Origin of the sequence: Wolbachia endosymbiont (group A) of Myopa testacea (assembly GCF_964027115.1) — a bacterium.
Lineage (GTDB): Bacteria > Pseudomonadota > Alphaproteobacteria > Rickettsiales > Anaplasmataceae > Wolbachia.
In genome coordinates, this window is the sequence record NZ_OZ034729.1 from 326,640 (window position 1) to 343,651 (window position 17,012).

Below are 17,012 nucleotides of genomic sequence, written 5' to 3' on the forward strand. Positions count from 1 at the left end.
TTGTAGCTTGCTTAAAAATAGTTATCGTTATTATAGAGTTTATATACAGAATTTATGTTTCTAAATTACATAATATCTTAACTATAAAAATAATTTTCTATGTAATATTTCATATGTTTTAAAGCTTTATTTTTATGTTATTATAAATGTAAGTTTCAAGATTGAAAATAATATGGTAAATATTAACACAAAAAAACAGCCAGCAGGATTTTTCATATATCTCTCTGGTCTTTCAGGAAGTGGTAAACTTTCCACAGCAATAGAATTGTCTAATATGATAGACGCATTAATTGTAAATAGTAAGTTCTATAACAATGTTCAAGTTTGCTCTATATACAATGGTGTCTTTGAACGTGATCAAATACCTCAAGAAGTTCAAGATAGAATATATGGCATTATGCAAATTATGCTTCAGGTAATAGAAAATTATCCGATTCACTCAAAAAATTACATATTTATTGATGGGTTGATGGAAAATAATGACCAGAACATGAGGATGTATGATTCAATAGTAAGGCTTAGTAAAAAAATGAACACAGAAATCCTTCCTGTGGTACTTAGGTGTGATCTACCGACATTACAAAAGCGTATTGCATTAAAAAGGCAAAGAAAAAATAGGAAGGTGACTAATGTAAATAGCATGATAGAGCAATTTAGGATTAACAATTTATTTATACCACCGAGTGCCATAGAGATAGAAAATTCAGATATGAGTATAAAAGAAGTAGCTCAAGAGATAGTAAACCAGATGCACAGGCTTAGCCACATTGTATGTACGCGAAAGAATAGTCTATAATGATTTCATATACTGAGGCTTATTTAAATATAGAGCCTCAACTTCATTTAATTTTTGCTTGTTCTTCAGTCTATAATGAACCAATAGTCCTGCATGGCTAGCATTTAAATTGCAATCCATATGTGTAATGCAGTCACTGCTTGTAGCGTGACACTTGGATCCAGGGTCACGTGCTGCAGCTGGACCAGATAGAGGCAATAAATTGAAATCAAATAACTGCGTATAAAACCCTTGAGCATTTTTGATTATAGCTCTGATATTTTTTTTGCTATTCGTACAAAGCAAAGATATTGTGTAAGCTTGAACTTCCAGCGCATTAACTCCGTATAATGGCTTATTTGTAGCAAGATTTATACCTTGTGCTGCTGATATACCAACTCTAATTCCAGTGAAACTTCCTGGTCCAACTACTACCGCTAAATGATCTATTTTATCATAATTATAATTGTGCTGATCAAACAAAGTATTCAGAATTTGAAAAAATGATTCTACATGATTGTTGCTGGCGGAATTGCGCTCTACAAAACAATTACCATCATAATCAACTATTGCTATTGAACTACCAGTACCTACAGTATCAATCGCTAAAATAGACATTACTTAAGCTTATCATAGAGTTTTGTAAACATCATAGTAAAGGCACCATTACCCATAACATTTGCTGAAGTGATTATTGGATCGAACACTATATACAAGGCTGTGATTAACGAAAGCATTTCTGGAGAAAATTTGAGGTATTTCTCAAGAATAGGTAGCATTACCATAATTCCTCCTGCCGGCACTGCAACGATAGCAAACTTAAATAACAAAAAATAGAGAAGAAAAGTTATATAGTCCGTTGTGGACAATAAATAACCAGAAGTAATTACCATTGATAATATTATAACAAAAAAGCAATCACCTACTAAATGGAAGCTAGCAGTTATTGGTATAACAGACGATGCTATATCAGGTTGCTTTACATTTTTTTTGCTTCCTTCAAGAGTAAGCGGCATAGTTGCATTACTAGACATTGTACTCATCGCAGTAATAGATGCCGGTATCATATTGCTTATACTAGCTATCCAGCTTGTGATCTTGAATGAATTTGCTGCTCCATATAAGAGGAAAACATAAAGGTAGGTTGCAGATGCTATAATAATAAAAATTATTGAGTAATTCTTAAATATTATAGATAAAACTTGATCATGCTGCATTTTTAAAGCAAGCCCAAGTACAAATATTGGAATAATCGGCGTCAAAAACGTCTTCAAAATAAAGAGAGTTAAATCTAACATTTTGTTCGAAAGCTCTTTGCTTTTCTTAGGTAGCAGTATAGACACTACTATGCTGGACACAAATCCACAAGCAAGAGCATGAAAGTTAGAAAGGAGTAGCGGAAGCCTAAACGACCATAAAGGAACAATTGTTTCTTCATACGTTATATCTTGTATTGAATAAGTGTTTTGTATGATAAAATGCCCAACAGAATAAGCTATTAAACTTGAAGCCAGATTCGATAAGAAGATCATTATAATAAGTAACAATATAAACTTTATAGCTGACTGCTTAAGATTGTTAACACTGCTAAAGATTAACGCAAAAATAATAAAAGGCATTATAAATAGCAAAACCTCTTTTATACTCAGGCTCGTTGAGTACAAGAAGGTTTTTGCTTCCATTGGAACTAAATGACCAAAGAATGCAACTGAAGTGATGACCGTGAGTAAAATTAATAGTTGTAGCACGTTCTTATATACAAATGTCCTATGGACATATATATGGTAAGTTAGTTGTTAAGTAAAGCAAAACTGCCTATTGCTACGAAACATTATGAAAGACAAGCAGCTTTTGTTACTCCCGCGCGTACTGCACGAATATTATCTATTAGATCCCAGTGCCTTGACTACTTCGATGCAGGAAAATTGATTATGCACTATACAACATTCTCGATCAAAAAACTGATTCCAGTGTCAGCTACTTGCATGACAAAGAAGAGTGAAATTAGCACTCACCTATTATTCGTGTCGTTTTCAGTAAAAGCCTCCTCCCATGTGCCTTGAGTTGCTGCACGACTATACTCTGTTACTCTATTTTCAAAGAAATTCGTATGTTCAACGCCATTTAGTATTTCATCGAGCCATGGAATAGGATTATCATTGATATCATATATGGACTCAAGACCTAATTGCATTAACCGTCTGTTTGCTACGTAGCGTATGTAATTGCGCACTTCTTCTGCGGATAGTCCTTCAACATCTCCTAAATCAAAGGCAAGCTTTATGAATTCGTCCTCAAGCTCAACAATAGTGCGGCATGCAGAATATAATTCCTCTTTAAACTCGTTGTCCCAAATTTCATTATTCTCTTTAATAAATGTATTAAATAACATAATAATTGAATTGGTGTGCAAAGTTTCATCACGGGCTGACCAGGCGATTATCTGCCCCATGCCTTTCATTTTTCCAAAGCGTTGGAAATTGAGCAAAATTGCAAACGATGCGAATAACTGCAACCCCTCGGTAAATGCACCAAACACTGCTAGAGTTTTAGCTACATGTTTTTTATCGTGTTTTTTACTTTCCTCAAATTCCAGCATGTATTCATATTTCTTTCTCATAGCATCATACTTTAAAAATGCTTGATACTCGCTTTCTGGCATGCCAATTGTGTCTAAAAGATAAGAATAAGCTGCAATGTGTATGGTTTCCATATTGGAAAAACTTGCAAGCATCATGCATATTTCTGTTGGCTTAAATATATTTGAATAATGCCTCATGTAGCAGTTATTTACTTCAATGTCCGCTTGAGTAAAGAATCTAAAAATCTGAGTTAGTAGATTTTTCTCTACGTTTGAAAGTTTAGTTTTCCAATCCTTCACGTCATCAGCAAGCGGAACTTCCTCAGGTATCCAATGGATTCTTTGTTGCTGCAGCCACGCATCATACGCCCAAGGGTAATTAAAAGGTTTGTATATTGGATCTGCTTCTAACAATGACATAAGACACCTATTATTTTCTAAAGTAAATATTATATTAAGTGATATTGAGAATCGGTCAATTTAACTTTTTGAAATTTGACGGCAGGTAATTTATTAGTGTATTATAGCTTCAAGTAATTTATCAACAGAAATGCGAGTATTAATATCTTTTATTTTATTATTTACAGTGAGCTGCACACACACTATTCACAACCACGGAGCTCCTGGCATTAGTGTTGAATTGTGGAGCAAGATAAAAGCAGGTGACGATAAAGAAAAAGTGGTTCACACTTTAGGATCACCAACATTAGTATCAAAGTTCGATGACAATGTTTGGTACTATGTCTCATATAAAATTAAACAAGCTAACTTCTTAGGAAAAAGGAAGTATAGCAGTAAGTCTCTGCAAATTTCATTCGATCAGGACGGTAAAGTTGCAGATACAAAAGAAACTGACATCTTAGAGAGATCTTTGGCTGTTCCTGATTGAAAATCTGCTGACTACAGAGTTTTCCCCGCCCTTCTTTGTCATCCAAGAACCGTATTACGTCATCCCAGTGCTTGAAACTGGGATGGCTTTGTTGCATCACACTTTATGAGATGGTGATTTATGGTAAATTCATGTAACTATCTCAAATTTAGCCATACCAATATCAGTGAATTTATTAAGCAAATAGCATTTGATTAGCAGTTCTTTTTCTCGATTTATCTCAGATTTATTCCTAAAACTAAATCCGAATATTTGCTTTAATCTTGAGAAAAACCCTTCAATATAAGATCTTTTCCCATAATTTACTTCTTTTTTCCATTCTTTCATGCCATCTTCACCGTATAATTTTATTAACGTAATAGCAGCATTCCTGTCAGACATATAATCTATTTCTGGATGTTCTGCCGCATTGTTTATTGGTGGAATTTTTGTCTTTATATCATATTCGTTACACAACTTATAAAACTTGTGCCTATCACATGCTCTATCTGCATATAGTGCTTTTATGGCATGCTGAAAATCAACTTCTTTTAGCAAATCACAAGCTCCATAGTGATCAGAGTAGACACCGTTACTGTATTTTACAGCTATGGCTTTTTTGTTGTTTATATTCAACATTACGTGCAATTTTCTCGTTTTCTCATAGCCACGATATTTTCTGTCAGTGCTATTTTCCTTGCTGTGTGTTGTTGTATATACTAATTCCTGTACTGTCTATAGCAATTTCGATATCTTCCATATTATTTTTATCAATTCTGCAATCATTTATCTTAATATTAAGTTTCTTTTGATGCTTGTGAATAGCTGATAACTGCCAAATCTCTTCCTATTTGTTGCAAATACCCTTTTATAAACCCGACTGTTTGTCTTAAACCAATTCTAAAGAAACTGACGATTATATGCACCAAAATCACAACTTTATCACTATAAATATAGTTGCCGCCCTGCATTTTTGGACAATTCTCGTACCAATTTTCTATGGCATCATTGATATAACAAAAAATGCTTCCTCTTTCTTGGAGAAATTTGTTATATTCATGGCAGTTACTGACTCTCATTTTTTGTGGCATATTTTTTCTTCAACAGCTAAATGGCTATTTATAATGAATTTTGTCAGTAACTGCCAGTTCTTTTTACTTGAGCGATGCAACAAAGCCCACTGGGACACAGTTTTCTTTACAAATTCACCAAAAGTGCTTCATTCTATAACGCAAAACCCATGTTCACCAAACCCAATGCATTACTTGCAATTAAGTTTCCTGGATCCCAGTCTCTGGGCACTGGGATGACAAAAAAGGGGCTACTCGGATGACAAAAAAATGATGCTACTGGAATGACAGGAGAATGGGCTACTTGGATCCTAGAGGGAAGCGTTCGTGCAATTATTGTGCACGAATTTAAATGGCACAACTTATGACAATTATCTTTGCACCAAAACGTTTGTGAGACTCAGTGTTTAGATTTACTTCGCCTATTCAGCTAATTTTTATTACAATTACAACAAAATAATTTTGGCTTTGATGAAAACTGTATATGTATGTCAATCCTGTGGTTACAGCACTGGTAGGTGGGTAGGAAAGTGCATTGCATGTGACAATTGGGATACAGTTGTTGAAGAAATAGCAGTAAAAACGGGCAAAAGAAGTATATCTGCGCCAATTTTAATAAAGACGTTATCTGGTAGCGAAATTATCACTCCAAGTCGTTTTCTAACAGGAGTAGAAGAATTAGATAGAGTTTTTGGTGGGGGTATCGTTCAAGGTGCTAGCATTCTAATTGGAGGCGAACCTGGTATTGGAAAATCCACCCTTTTGCTTAGAATTGCAGCTAATGTTGTGCAACTTTCCTCTTTTGAATGTCTTTATGTATCCGGCGAGGAATCTTTAGAGCAGGTGAGTTTAAGAGCAAAGCGTCTTAAGATAAATGAACCTAAAATTAAGCTTTTATCTACAGTGTCTTTAACTGATGTAGTAGCAACAATAAAGGAAAATAAAAGTATTAAATTCTTAGTAATTGACTCTATACAAACAATGTATGATAGCAGAATTACATCGGCACCAGGCACTGTAACTCAGGTTCGTACTTGCGCTCATGAATTAACCATTCTTGCGAAACAATATGGTATTTCTCTTTTAATAGTTGGTCATATAACTAAGGATGGACAAATAGCTGGACCTAAAACTTTGGAGCATATGGTGGATACGGTATTATATTTTGAAGGTGAAAATAGCAATCAATATCGTATTTTGCGTACTATTAAAAATAGATTTGGCCCTGCAAATGAAATTGGTGTTTTTGAGATGTCTGAAGCAGGACTTGTGCCTGTTGATAATCCATCATCATTGTTTCTGATGGCCCATGACAGAGAAGTAGTTGGCAGCGTCGTATTTGCAGGAATTGAAGGTTCAAGACCAATTTTAATGGAAGTGCAAGCATTAATAGCAGGGACTAATATGGCAACCCCAAGAAGGGCAGTAGTTGGGTGGGATATTAATCGATTGGCTATGATCATCGCGGTGCTAAATGCTCGCTGTAAAATGTTTTTGCATGATAAAGAGGTATACCTAAACATTGCAGGGGGACTCAAAATACAGGAACCATCGGCTGATCTTGCTGTTGCTGCTTCCCTTATTTCAAGTGTAGTAAATTTACCGCTGCCAACTTCTTCAATAATCTGCGGTGAAGTTGCACTTTCTGGAGAAATTAGGAATGTCTCGCATGCTGATCTTAGACTAAAAGAAGCACAAAAGTTAGGATTCAAAAAAGCAATTATGCCTAAAAATGGTAATTACTCTTCTCATGATATTGAGATAATCAAGCTTAGTCACGTAAGGGAATTAAGAGAAATTTTTAATTACAATTAAATAATGCTTCAGCAAACTCTTTACTAGTAAACTCCTTTAAGTCCTCTATACTTTCACCAATTCCTATAGCATGTAACTTTACCTTATAAGCTTCTGCAAGTCCAATTACTACTCCGCCTTTAGCAGTGCCATCTAGCTTTGTTATGATTAACCCTGTAACACTAACCATCTTACTAAATGCCTCTAATTGGCTATAAGCATTTTGGCCGGTAGTTGCGTCAAGAACTAAAATAACATCATGAGGGGCAGTGTCATCCAATTTCTTTATCGTTCTATATATTTTTGATAACTCCTCCATAAGGTTCACATTATTTTGCAGCCTTCCTGCTGTGTCAATTAGAACAACATCAACGTTATCTTTTATAGCTTGACTTACAGCTCTATATGCCACACTCGCAGAATCGCTACCATGCTCTCCAGTAACAATCAAGCAATCAGAACGTTCTGCCCAAATGTTTAATTGTTCACTAGCAGCAGCTCTAAATGTATCACATGCAACAAGCATAACGGACTTTCCCATCTCCTTATATTTATATGCGAGCTTACCTATAGTTGTGGTTTTACCATTACCATTTACTCCACATACCATTATTATATGTGGTTTTCTGTTTAAAATTAACGGTTGCACGACAGGGTTTAATATAGCTTCTATTTCGTTCATTAACTGCTGTGTGATAATGTTATGTTCAACTTCCTTGTCAAACTTGATGCTTGTGAGCCTGTCAATAATCAACTTGGAAGTTTTATGACCAATATCCATGCTAATTAGCAATTCTTCTAGCTCATCTAAAAGCGACTGATCTAATTTTTTTTTGCCAGAAAAAATACTTTTCACCCCGTCGCTAAAGCGAGAAGAAGTTTTTAACAAGCCTTTATAAAGGTTACTAAACAAACTCAAGGGAATACTCCTTTTTAAATTATAAACTTTATGACAACATAGAGACGCTGATTGTAAAGAAATACACGTATTATGTGTATTTGTAAAGTTAAACAGTCGTTTTACGGGAATTTTGAAAGTAAAATACATGTAAAACGACTGTTTTCCTTTAGTTTTTAACCTAAATATGTTATAATGTAGAATAGCGGTTCACAGGTAATTTTATGAGTTATAATGAGAAAATTTTAGATCATTACGAAAATCCAAGGAATGTTGGCTCTCTGGATAAAAATGATCCAAATGTTGGTACTGGTTTAGTTGGTGCACCATCGTGCGGTGATGTAATGAAATTGCAGATAAAGGTCAATGACAAAGGTGTTATTGAAGATGCAAAATTTAAAACTTTTGGTTGTGGTTCTGCCATTGCTTCAAGTTCCTTGTTAACAGAGATGATAAAGGGAAGAACCATCAGTGACGTTACACAGATAAAGAATACTCAAATAGTGGAAGAGTTGTCTTTACCTCCAGTGAAGATACACTGCTCGGTGCTTGCTGAAGATGCTATAAAGGCTGCTATTCATGATTATCAAAGCAAACAAAGTAAAGGTGGACATTGAGAACTAAAGCATGAGTGAATATCAAGGAGTAAACGCTATAAAGAAAGATAAAAAACTTATTACTATAACTGCGAAAGCAGTAGAAAGGATAAGGTATTTATTGGACCAAAAGAAGCATACTAACCTTGAGAAACCGGAAGAAGCAATAGGAATAAGAGTGCTAATTAAACAAAAAGGATGTTCTGGTTTAAAATATGATATTGAATATGCGTATGATACTCGTCCTTTAGAGTCGATAATTGAGGAAAACTGCAGTGATGACCAAAAAGTTAAAGTGTTGATCGATCCAAAATCTGTCATGTTTATTCTTGGCTCTGAAATGGATTATGTAGAAGAGAAATTTTCATCGGGTTTTGTTTTCAAAAATCCTAATGAGAAAGGAAAATGTGGTTGTGGAGAGAGTTTTCATGTCTAGCAACTATTTTGCATTGTTTGAAATTGAACCAACTTTCAATATCAGCTTTGATGAGTTAGAGAAAAAATATATTGAGCTAAGCAGGACTGATATAAACGAAGGACAATCTAAAAATATAATTAATATTAACAAAGCTTATCAGGTGCTAAAGTCACCTCTAAAACGTGCCGAGCATTTGTTGAATCTTTTTGGTATGAAAAGCCAAAAGGATCATCTAAATTCTGAAATACTAAATGAATCAATAGAAATAAGAGAATATTTGCTGGACTGCGATGATCTACAATTTGCAAGTAGGATGGTTGATGAAAAAATAAAAGATTGCGTTAAAAACCTAATTAACACTTTTGCTGTAAAGAATTTTGATGGAGCTGCTACACAAGTCTTAAGATTGAAATATTTATATAAGTCATTTGAGGAGGTGAAAAAGAATGCAACCAATTCAAATTTCTGAACCAAATTCAAGTGAAGTAGTTTTTGGTATAGATCTTGGCACTACTAACTCTTTAATTGCTATGGTAAATAAAGCTGGCAACGTGGAGATATTTAAAGATGAGCAGGGAAGAGAGCTACTGCCTTCTGTTATTTCGTATGAAAATAATACATTGAAAACTGGCTGTGACGTCGGTCAAAATGCAATCTACTCAATAAAGCGTTTAATGGGTGAAAGTGTTGAAGAATTAAATAAAGAAGGCCTCAATTTTGAAATAGATAACGAAAGTGAAAAAGTTATTAGAGTAAAATGCTCAGAGGAGAAGTATCTTACTCCTGTTGAGATTTCTGCTGAGATATTAAAAGCTTTATGCAAGAGGGTGAAAAAGTCTACAGGAATGGAAGTAAAAAAAGCAGTGATCACTGTGCCAGCTTACTTTGACGATTCAGCACGTAACGCAACTAAATATGCAGCAAAATTAGCTGGCATAGAAGTTCTTCGTCTCGTTAATGAACCAACTGCTGCTGCACTTTCTTACTCCATTGAAAAGAACAACAGCAGCGGAATATATGCAGTTTACGACCTTGGTGGAGGAACATTTGATATTTCAATATTGAAATTACATCAAGGAGTGTTTCAAGTTCTTGCAGTTGGTGGTGACACCAAACTCGGTGGAGATGATTTTGATCATCTTCTGAGTTCAATTGTACTTGATAAGTATAGAGAAAAAGTAGGTTTAAACAAGGAGTCGACAACACACCTTAATGTCATTCCAACACATAACGCTGGAACCTGCAATATCCGTACCGCGAAAGAATACTTAAGTGAAAATGCATCAGGCACTTTTGGCTTTAACATTAACTGCAAGCCATTTGAATGTGAAATAACTAGAGAGAAGTTCGAACAGGCAATAAGTCCTTTAGTTAATAAGACTATCAATATAGTCACTCGTACTATAAGTGATATAGATCTTAAAATTGATGATATAAAAGGAGTAATTTTAGTTGGTGGTGCAACTAGAACACCATTGGTTCAAAATTCACTAGTCAAGCTCTTTGGAAATAAAGTACTAAGTGACGCAGATCCAGATAAAGCAGTGGTCATTGGAGCAGCTTTGCAGGCTCATTCTGTTCTCCTTGATGTTCTACCTTTATCACTTGGCATAGAAACTATGGGAGGCATAGTTGAAAAAATCATACCAAGAAATACACCACTACCAGTTTCAGAGATAAAAGAGTTTACAACTTATGTTGATGGGCAACCAGCAATGAAAATTCACGTTTGTCAGGGAGAACGTGAAATGATCGAGGATAACAAATCTCTAGCGCAGTTTGAACTAAAAGGTATACCACCACTACCTGCAGGTTCTGCAAGAGTTGAAATAGAATTTACAGTTAACGTTGACGGAATCTTGACTGTTACTGCAAGAGAAAAAGCTACTGGAATTGAGCAGAAAGTTGAAGTAAATTCAAATTTTGGCTTGAGTGAAGCTGATGTTCAAAATATGGTTAACCAGTCAATAAACAGCTTTGATGAAGATATGAAGGCTCGTTCCCTTGCAGAGGCTAAAATTAACGGTAACAAGCTCATACATCTAGTTGAAAATGTTTCCACTGATCAAAAGTTGAAAAACCTATTACAAAACGCAAAAAACGCTTTACAAGGCAATGACTTGAATGAAATTAACAACGCTATCGCTGAGTTAGAAAGTTCTGCTTTAGAATTGTGTGAATTAACAGATAGGTAGAGTTTACACAACTTTATGCAATATCCTGTCAAATCTCAGAGCAACAGGTAACCTGAAATTAAATGGTAACCAATCGACCTTCCCCAATTTAAATGATAAACCAACTATACTTACACGCCCAATGATATTTTCCATTGGTACAAAACCAACTTCAGGAAACCTGCTATCCAAAGAATTATTTCTATTGTCTCCCATAACAAAAAATTGATCGTTAGGTACATAATAAACCGGAGTGTTATATGATAGCTTATTAGAAATGTTATCTACCAAAATCTCATGCTCCTTGCTACTTAAAAGCGTTTCTATATATCTTGGTATGTTACGATTTGACTCATAATCAAAAAAACTTTCAATTTGCCTTCGCTCTACTTTCTGATCATTTAGGTATAATTCTCCCTCTATCATTTGCACTTTGTCACCTGGTGTTCCTATTACTCGCTTAACAAACCTGATGCTGTCATTTCTTGTGGGTTTGAAAACTACTATGTCGCCACGCTTTGGAGGGGTATAAAAAATCCTGCCGCTAAAAATGTTTGGAGAAAATGGAAATGAGTGTTTATTGTAACCGTATGAATATTTACTAGTAAAAATGTAATCCCCTTCAAGTAGGGTGCTTTTCATTGAACCAGAAGGTATATGAAATGGCTCGAATAAAAAACTACGTATTGATAGCGCAATCAACAGTAAAAAAAACAATGAAGATAAAAATCTTCCCGTTCTTATCACCCAGTTTTTGCTTAGTTCTTCCAACTTTTCCAACTTTGTTTTTCTTATAGATTAAGCTTATTATAATACATAAATTAAAAAATGGTAATATGAAATTTTACTTGTGAATGTTATTCCTCTATTCAAAACAATTTTGAAAAGGCGGTTCATTTCTTTCAACGGTGTCATCCAAGTAGCGTGACACATAACTGTACGAACATTGCAATTTGCAGGTGGCAGATGAAAGTAGCTGACACTGAGATCCAGAAAAAAGAATGGTGTCATCCGAGTAGCTGACACTGGTTCCTGCAATCTCATCGAAAACGTTGTAACCACTTTCTATGCTAATTTGCTTGTAAGCAACCTGGATCCCAGTGTCGGCTACTTGGATGACACCATTACAGAGTGAACCAGTGTCAGCTACTTTCATGACACCATCTGGATGCAAATTTCCTTAAACGTTCGTAAACTTAAAACTTTACTTTAGGTCAAACTGCTGTATAGTGGCTTTATAGCTTTAGTTTTACAATGAATATACCTAGTATAGAAAATTGTGATCTTCACAATAAAACCGTCTTACTCAGAGTTGACTTCAATGTTCCTATAAAAGATGGAGAAATTCGTGACGTCACTCGTATTTTGAGAGCATTGCCTACTATTGAGTATTTAGTGAATGCAAGTGCAAAGATTATTATTATATCGCATTTCGGACGCCCAAAGGCCAGAGACAATAATCTGTCGCTAAAAAATGTAATTGATACTTTATCGCAGTTACTAAATAAAAAAGTGAAATTCATTGATGATTGCGTTGGTGAAAAAGTGCAAAAAGCAGTGAGTGCTATGGATGCAAGAGATATAATATTACTAGAGAATCTAAGATTTTATAAAGAGGAAGAGCAGAGTGACTCAATTTTTGCCAAACAACTAGCATCTCTAGCGGATATATATGTAAATGATGCATTTTCTTGCTCTCACAGAGCTCACGCTTCTATTTCACGCATTACAGAGTTTTTACCTTCCTATGCGGGATTTTGCTTACAAGATGAGCTGAAGTATCTTGAAAAAACTGTATTGTTTAAAGCTAAACCTATTACTGCGATAGTTGGGGGAGCCAAAATGTCAACTAAGATAAAAATGCTTATAAAGCTAACAGAAAAGGTTGATTACCTAGTTCTCGGAGGTGCAATTGCTAATAATTTTTTGTTATTTAGCAAAGTAAATATAGGAAAATCTTTCTTTCAAAATGGTGTTGACGACCTTCTACATAATATTGTTGAAATAGCAAATAAAAACAATTGCAAAATAATTGTGCCAGAAGACGTTCTGGTTGCAGTAAACTCTGATTACAGCACTAGTATTTCAAGAAGAACTGAGTCCATTTTGGACGGTGATATAATTTTGGATATCGGACCACAAACTTTGAGTACAATAAGCAGTATAATAGCAAGCAGTAAGACTCTGCTGTGGAATGGACCTATTGGTGTTTTTGAACATTCAGCTTTTGCAAGTGGTACAATAGGGGTAATGAAAGTCGTAAGTGACTTAACGCACAAAGGAAAGTTAACCAGCATAATAGGGGGAGGTGATAGTCTATCTGCAATAAGCGCTGTAGGCCTTACCGATAAGGATTTTACATATGTTTCCACTGGTGGAGGAGCGTTTTTAAGTTGGCTGGGTGGTGATGAAATGCCGGGAGTTGCTGCTCTGCAAAAATGCACTCAACATTAGATTAAAACTTTTTTAAATTATTTCTTATAATCTAGCTTTTTTGTGAACGTGATTATGTCGAAGACAGTTAAACTAATTTTGTGTTTAATAATACCAATAATAGGATTTATTTTTTATATTAGGGATCATTATTTTCACACCAGTTATGTAGAAGAAAATGTTAAGGTCAATTTTGAACCATTTTTCAGTTCACAACCAGGTTATATACCACCGTTTCCAGAATTAACTGACTTCGATAGAGGAGTGTTGAAAGTTTGTGGAGATTGGGGAGCACATCCAGATAAAGAAGATTTCAAAATTTTACTTAGTTTTCCTCAGCATCAAGAAGTAGTGAAAGGAATATATGATAAGCTTGATCATCAAGTGGTTACGCCAGATGCGGATTTGGAGTTATTTAAAGATGAACTGGCTAACATTTGGTTTACAAATAGTGGAAGTGAAAAAGAAACTATAGGGTTTGGACATATTTTTGTGGTGAGTCAAACGATAAATTAGGTGGTATGCATTTTGTAGGTAGATATGTTGAAGCTCAAGAAGATAAATGGGCAGGTGCAATTTGGAATGATAAGTCCCTATGCAATAAATCAGATATTAAGCCACCAGTTTATACATTTGGAATGAAATATTTGGGTAAGGATGGGGAAGTGAAAGTTAAATGCCCAAATGGATACGCATATAACCTTCATGCCGATGATATTTTAATTTCTGCAACTAAGGCGTTCAAGGAATTAGGAAAAGATGGAATGTGCCTATATGAAATGGAAGATGACAATTATCAATCAGTGTTTGTAAGAAAGAATGATGCTATACTCACGTTCTATCCCGACTTAACACCAAAATGTGATGATAAGAGTACTAATTGTAGTTGCAATAAATCTTAATTTCAAAACCAATAGGGTGAACAAATGATAAAAATGTTATAGCCAATTTATGCTGACCCAAGCAACACCCGCGGTATCTCATCCGCTAACTAATAGCGGAATGACGGTTTTTCAAATTGTCGGTTTATACTTCAAAAATCAGGTAAACCTTTCTTAGGTATATTTTCAAACTCACCAATTAAAGTTTTTATATCTTGCGGTAAATCAGAGACAAATTCCATGTATTTATTACTTTTTGGGTGGTATAAGCCAAGTGTATAAGCATGTAGTGCTTGCCTATTGAAATTACGAATAAAACTAGAGTTTTTAGCATATTTTGTGCTTTTACTACTATTTTTTCCGTAAACTTGATCACCAACTATGGAATGTCCTATGTGGCTCATGTGGACTCGAATTTGGTGTGTTCTGCCTGTCTCTAAAGTGCATTTAACCAGGCTTGCTTGTCCTATAACTTTTTGCACTAAGTAGTAAGTGATTGCTAATTTGCCTGTGATTTTTGTTACACACATCATTTCTTTATTACCGCGTTTGGGAGCAATGTTAGTTTTTATAGTTCCCTGCTGGGAAGATAATGCTCCCCAAACTACTGCTAAATATTCTCGCTTTATTTTACGATTTGATAACAATTCAGACAAAAAACTATGGGCTTCCTCATTTTTTGCAATTACCATCAGCCCACTAGTATCTTTATCGAGTCTATGAACAATTCCTGGTCTTACATCAAGGTGAGCGATAACTGCGTTCAAGAGCGTATCATTGTTTGTCCCAGCACCAGGGTGCACTGTTAATCCACTTTGTTTACTCAGAACTATAATGTCCTCATCTTCATAGACGATATCAAGTTTTATGTCATAATTAGGCTCAATTGATGTGGATATGTTAGGTTGAACGAGATGTACTATATACTCTTCACCTGATTTTACTATGTGATCATTATTAATTATCGGTGTGCCAATTAATTTTACCTGCTCATTCTGTATTAGTCTTTGAGCTTTACTGCGCGATATGTTGCATTTTTCAGCTATATAGGTGTCTAACCTTAATTTTTTCTCATCACTATTAATGTTTAAGGTTATATCTATCCTGCACACGCTACTTTAAATGCTGCGTGAGTGTCTTTGTCTACAAAATCTAATTTTGTACTAGGAAGATCACCTTGTTTTTTAATATGGCAAGTTGTCTTAGAGCTATCTTTCCAGTGGATTATTATTTTATTATCAAAATCCCGTAGTGTTGCCTCAACCTTTTTTTCTTTATTATCTTTTTCTTCCAGCTTAATAGATTCTAATAAATAATATAAAAATTCACTTGGTTTGCCGTTGATTTTTTCTTTCCATTCATCTGTTTCTTTTTGTTCAGATTTTTTTTGCTCTAACTTTTCCTTCTTTTGCTGCAGCTTATTTTGTTCTGCTTCCAGCTCTAACTTTCTAATTGTGTCACGTAGTTCTTTGACTTTATTTTCTAATGTTAATTGGTCAATATTATCTACATCTTCAGATCCTAAAGCGCTATCAGGACTGCCGTTTGCTTGCAACGTTGCAAGCTGTTCTTGTATCGACTCAAGCTTATTCTGTACCACGTCATTTATTATTTTACGTACTCTTTGAATTATTTCTTTTTTATTTTCCTCAGTAAGCGCAGAACAATCAAAGAACTCATCATCACTTTCCAAAGAGTGATTTTGATCATGAGAATCTCCAGTATCGCCAGCTTGTCTGTTGCTTGTAGTTGGCACAAGTTTAACAAGATACTTTCCTATTCCTAAAGGCTGAAGTTGGTTAAGTTTTTCTTTCAATTCAGTACGTATCTCTTTCAATGACTCACCTATACTTTTGCTAATACTTTGCAAGCATTTAGCAATTTCGCTATTAGCCTCTTTCTTAACTTCATCTACATCTTTTTCTATATTTTTCTCTAAATTATCAAGCAAAATCTTAATATTATTTCCTATGCCATCAAGCGTTTCTTTAATGTTAATATTTGCAGGCTTTAAAAGATTGTTCTTAAATAAATAGCAAATTTTATCAATAAAGTCAGTTAGGTGTCTATTAAATAATTTTATCAATCGAGATATCGGATCATTCTCCTCTTCGCTCTTAAATTTATTCTCCATTACTGATACAACACTACCTTTTCTCCATGGGAGTAAAATATCCACATTATCGAATTTTTTAACAATATTGCATGCGTTATTTACTTCATTGCTTTTTAATTTACTCAATGCTATACATATTCCAGCAATGAAGAAAGCACTCACAAATGCAATGAAACCCCATTCTTCCCAACCCTGAACATTGGCAAAACTAAATTTATTTTGTATCAATGCACCAGCTACAATTAGACCGCTCAGCACATATGGCACAGTAAGCAAAATAACTTTATTTCTATTCTCTTGTCTTTTGTTTTCTAATATTTCTCCCTGTTTTTCAGAGATTGGTAAAATTATTGAAAAACCTTGCTTTTTATCGACCAAATCAGGAACAATTTCTATTGTTAATGCATT

General features: G+C 34.6%; 20 protein-coding genes. 10 read left to right on the forward strand and 10 right to left on the reverse strand.

Features of this window, described 5'->3' with window-relative positions; translation table 11 throughout:
* Positions 1–172: 172 nt before the first annotated feature.
* Positions 173–796 carry an AAA family ATPase gene (locus tag AAGD91_RS01570; protein WP_341821256.1) on the forward strand — a complete coding sequence of 208 codons (624 nt, stop codon included), beginning with the start codon at positions 173–175 and terminating at the stop codon, positions 794–796.
* On the opposite strand, the gene tsaB is transcribed toward AAGD91_RS01570, so the two are convergent.
* The 3 genes from tsaB to AAGD91_RS01585 form a co-directional block, all read right to left on the reverse strand.
* Complete coding sequence (gene tsaB, locus AAGD91_RS01575) at positions 791–1,393, reverse strand: tRNA (adenosine(37)-N6)-threonylcarbamoyltransferase complex dimerization subunit type 1 TsaB (protein WP_341821257.1); 603 nt, start codon at positions 1,391–1,393, stop codon at positions 791–793. The genes AAGD91_RS01570 and tsaB overlap by 6 nt on opposite strands.
* On the reverse strand, positions 1,393–2,523 hold the full coding sequence (locus AAGD91_RS01580; protein ID WP_341821258.1) for a cation:dicarboxylate symporter family transporter: 1,131 nt from the start codon (positions 2,521–2,523) through the stop codon (positions 1,393–1,395). The genes tsaB and AAGD91_RS01580 overlap by 1 nt, the downstream gene beginning before the upstream one ends.
* 263 nt (positions 2,524–2,786) lie before the next feature.
* The gene (locus AAGD91_RS01585) at positions 2,787–3,776 is read right to left on the reverse strand and encodes a ribonucleotide-diphosphate reductase subunit beta (protein WP_341821259.1); all 990 of its coding nucleotides are present in this window, start codon (positions 3,774–3,776) and stop codon (positions 2,787–2,789) included.
* A gap of 130 nt (positions 3,777–3,906) precedes the next feature.
* Between AAGD91_RS01585 and AAGD91_RS01590 the strand changes: the two genes are divergently transcribed.
* Positions 3,907–4,245, forward strand: a complete 339-nt coding sequence (locus AAGD91_RS01590) for an outer membrane protein assembly factor BamE (protein ID WP_341812605.1) — start codon at positions 3,907–3,909, stop codon at positions 4,243–4,245.
* A gap of 129 nt (positions 4,246–4,374) precedes the next feature.
* Here the strand turns inward: AAGD91_RS01590 and AAGD91_RS01595 are convergent, their stop codons facing one another.
* Positions 4,375–4,863, reverse strand: coding sequence for a transposase (locus tag AAGD91_RS01595; protein WP_341820774.1), 489 nt, complete (start codon positions 4,861–4,863; stop codon positions 4,375–4,377).
* Positions 4,864–5,021: 158 nt separating this feature from the next.
* Positions 5,022–5,315 carry a transposase gene (locus AAGD91_RS01600; protein ID WP_253309376.1) on the reverse strand — a complete coding sequence of 98 codons (294 nt, stop codon included), beginning with the start codon at positions 5,313–5,315 and terminating at the stop codon, positions 5,022–5,024.
* A 450-nt stretch (positions 5,316–5,765) separates the two neighbouring features.
* On the opposite strand from AAGD91_RS01600, the gene radA reads away from it, so the two are divergent.
* Positions 5,766–7,109 carry a DNA repair protein RadA gene (gene radA, locus AAGD91_RS01605; RefSeq protein WP_341821485.1) on the forward strand — a complete coding sequence of 448 codons (1,344 nt, stop codon included), beginning with the start codon at positions 5,766–5,768 and terminating at the stop codon, positions 7,107–7,109.
* Here the strand turns inward: radA and ftsY are convergent.
* The gene (ftsY, locus tag AAGD91_RS01610) at positions 7,096–8,007 is read right to left on the reverse strand and encodes a signal recognition particle-docking protein FtsY (protein WP_264731680.1); all 912 of its coding nucleotides are present in this window, start codon (positions 8,005–8,007) and stop codon (positions 7,096–7,098) included. The two genes, radA and ftsY, sit on opposite strands and share 14 nt — an antisense overlap.
* 203 nt (positions 8,008–8,210) lie before the next feature.
* On the opposite strand from ftsY, the gene iscU reads away from it, so the two are divergent.
* From iscU to hscA, 4 genes are read left to right on the forward strand one after another with little or no spacing between them, the layout of a single operon-like run.
* On the forward strand, positions 8,211–8,603 hold the full coding sequence (gene iscU / locus AAGD91_RS01615) for a Fe-S cluster assembly scaffold IscU (RefSeq protein ID WP_114516867.1): 393 nt from the start codon (positions 8,211–8,213) through the stop codon (positions 8,601–8,603).
* A 10-nt stretch (positions 8,604–8,613) separates the two neighbouring features.
* Positions 8,614–9,018 carry a HesB/IscA family protein gene (locus AAGD91_RS01620; RefSeq protein ID WP_264328899.1) on the forward strand — a complete coding sequence of 135 codons (405 nt, stop codon included), beginning with the start codon at positions 8,614–8,616 and terminating at the stop codon, positions 9,016–9,018.
* On the forward strand, positions 9,011–9,469 hold the full coding sequence (locus AAGD91_RS01625; RefSeq protein ID WP_341821260.1) for an iron-sulfur cluster co-chaperone HscB C-terminal domain-containing protein: 459 nt from the start codon (positions 9,011–9,013) through the stop codon (positions 9,467–9,469). Before AAGD91_RS01620 ends, AAGD91_RS01625 begins: the two co-directional genes overlap by 8 nt.
* Positions 9,447–11,195, forward strand: coding sequence for a Fe-S protein assembly chaperone HscA (gene hscA, locus AAGD91_RS01630; RefSeq protein ID WP_341821261.1), 1,749 nt, complete (start codon positions 9,447–9,449; stop codon positions 11,193–11,195). Before AAGD91_RS01625 ends, hscA begins: the two co-directional genes overlap by 23 nt.
* A 3-nt stretch (positions 11,196–11,198) precedes the next feature.
* Here hscA and lepB read toward each other — a convergent pair whose 3' ends face one another.
* Together lepB and AAGD91_RS01640 are read right to left on the reverse strand one after the other, a co-directional pair.
* Positions 11,199–11,945: a signal peptidase I gene (lepB, locus tag AAGD91_RS01635; RefSeq protein WP_341821486.1), complete on the reverse strand. Its 747-nt coding sequence runs from the start codon at positions 11,943–11,945 to the stop codon at positions 11,199–11,201.
* Between the two features lie 94 nt (positions 11,946–12,039).
* Positions 12,040–12,348, reverse strand: a complete 309-nt coding sequence (locus AAGD91_RS01640) for a hypothetical protein (protein ID WP_341821262.1) — start codon at positions 12,346–12,348, stop codon at positions 12,040–12,042.
* A gap of 80 nt (positions 12,349–12,428) precedes the next feature.
* Between AAGD91_RS01640 and AAGD91_RS01645 the strand changes: the two genes are divergently transcribed.
* The 3 genes from AAGD91_RS01645 to AAGD91_RS01655 are packed head-to-tail and all read left to right on the forward strand — an operon-like array spanning position 12,429 to position 14,509.
* Complete coding sequence (locus tag AAGD91_RS01645; RefSeq protein ID WP_341821263.1) at positions 12,429–13,628, forward strand: phosphoglycerate kinase; 1,200 nt, start codon at positions 12,429–12,431, stop codon at positions 13,626–13,628.
* Between the two features lie 54 nt (positions 13,629–13,682).
* A complete protein-coding gene (locus AAGD91_RS01650; RefSeq protein WP_341821264.1) occupies positions 13,683–14,123 on the forward strand; it encodes a hypothetical protein in 441 nt (146 codons plus the stop codon).
* A gap of 5 nt (positions 14,124–14,128) precedes the next feature.
* Positions 14,129–14,509, forward strand: a complete 381-nt coding sequence (locus AAGD91_RS01655) for an EndoU domain-containing protein (protein ID WP_341821265.1) — start codon at positions 14,129–14,131, stop codon at positions 14,507–14,509.
* 131 nt (positions 14,510–14,640) lie between these two features.
* Here AAGD91_RS01655 and AAGD91_RS01660 read toward each other — a convergent pair whose 3' ends face one another.
* Positions 14,641–15,534, reverse strand: coding sequence for an RluA family pseudouridine synthase (locus tag AAGD91_RS01660; protein WP_410541927.1), 894 nt, complete (start codon positions 15,532–15,534; stop codon positions 14,641–14,643).
* 53 nt (positions 15,535–15,587) lie between these two features.
* Positions 15,588–16,982: a hypothetical protein gene (locus AAGD91_RS01665; protein ID WP_341821266.1), complete on the reverse strand. Its 1,395-nt coding sequence runs from the start codon at positions 16,980–16,982 to the stop codon at positions 15,588–15,590.
* Positions 16,983–17,012 lie beyond the last annotated feature (30 nt).

Bases quoted from the DNA above. Each gene is read 5' to 3' on its own strand.
- AAGD91_RS01570 (WP_341821256.1), top strand. From the start codon at position 173: ATGGTAAATATTAACACAAAAAAACAGCCAGCAGGATTTTTCATATAT.
- tsaB (WP_341821257.1), bottom strand. From the start codon at position 1,393: ATGTCTATTTTAGCGATTGATACTGTAGGTACTGGTAGTTCAATAGCA.
- AAGD91_RS01585 (WP_341821259.1), bottom strand. From the start codon at position 3,776: ATGTCATTGTTAGAAGCAGATCCAATATACAAACCTTTTAATTACCCT.
- AAGD91_RS01590 (WP_341812605.1), top strand. From the start codon at position 3,907: ATGCGAGTATTAATATCTTTTATTTTATTATTTACAGTGAGCTGCACA.
- AAGD91_RS01595 (WP_341820774.1), bottom strand. From the start codon at position 4,863: ATGTTGAATATAAACAACAAAAAAGCCATAGCTGTAAAATACAGTAAC.
- AAGD91_RS01600 (WP_253309376.1), bottom strand. From the start codon at position 5,315: ATGCCACAAAAAATGAGAGTCAGTAACTGCCATGAATATAACAAATTT.
- radA (WP_341821485.1), top strand. From the start codon at position 5,766: ATGAAAACTGTATATGTATGTCAATCCTGTGGTTACAGCACTGGTAGG.
- iscU (WP_114516867.1), top strand. From the start codon at position 8,211: ATGAGTTATAATGAGAAAATTTTAGATCATTACGAAAATCCAAGGAAT.
- AAGD91_RS01620 (WP_264328899.1), top strand. From the start codon at position 8,614: ATGAGTGAATATCAAGGAGTAAACGCTATAAAGAAAGATAAAAAACTT.
- AAGD91_RS01625 (WP_341821260.1), top strand. From the start codon at position 9,011: ATGTCTAGCAACTATTTTGCATTGTTTGAAATTGAACCAACTTTCAAT.
- hscA (WP_341821261.1), top strand. From the start codon at position 9,447: ATGCAACCAATTCAAATTTCTGAACCAAATTCAAGTGAAGTAGTTTTT.
- AAGD91_RS01645 (WP_341821263.1), top strand. From the start codon at position 12,429: ATGAATATACCTAGTATAGAAAATTGTGATCTTCACAATAAAACCGTC.
- AAGD91_RS01650 (WP_341821264.1), top strand. From the start codon at position 13,683: ATGTCGAAGACAGTTAAACTAATTTTGTGTTTAATAATACCAATAATA.
- AAGD91_RS01655 (WP_341821265.1), top strand. From the start codon at position 14,129: ATGCATTTTGTAGGTAGATATGTTGAAGCTCAAGAAGATAAATGGGCA.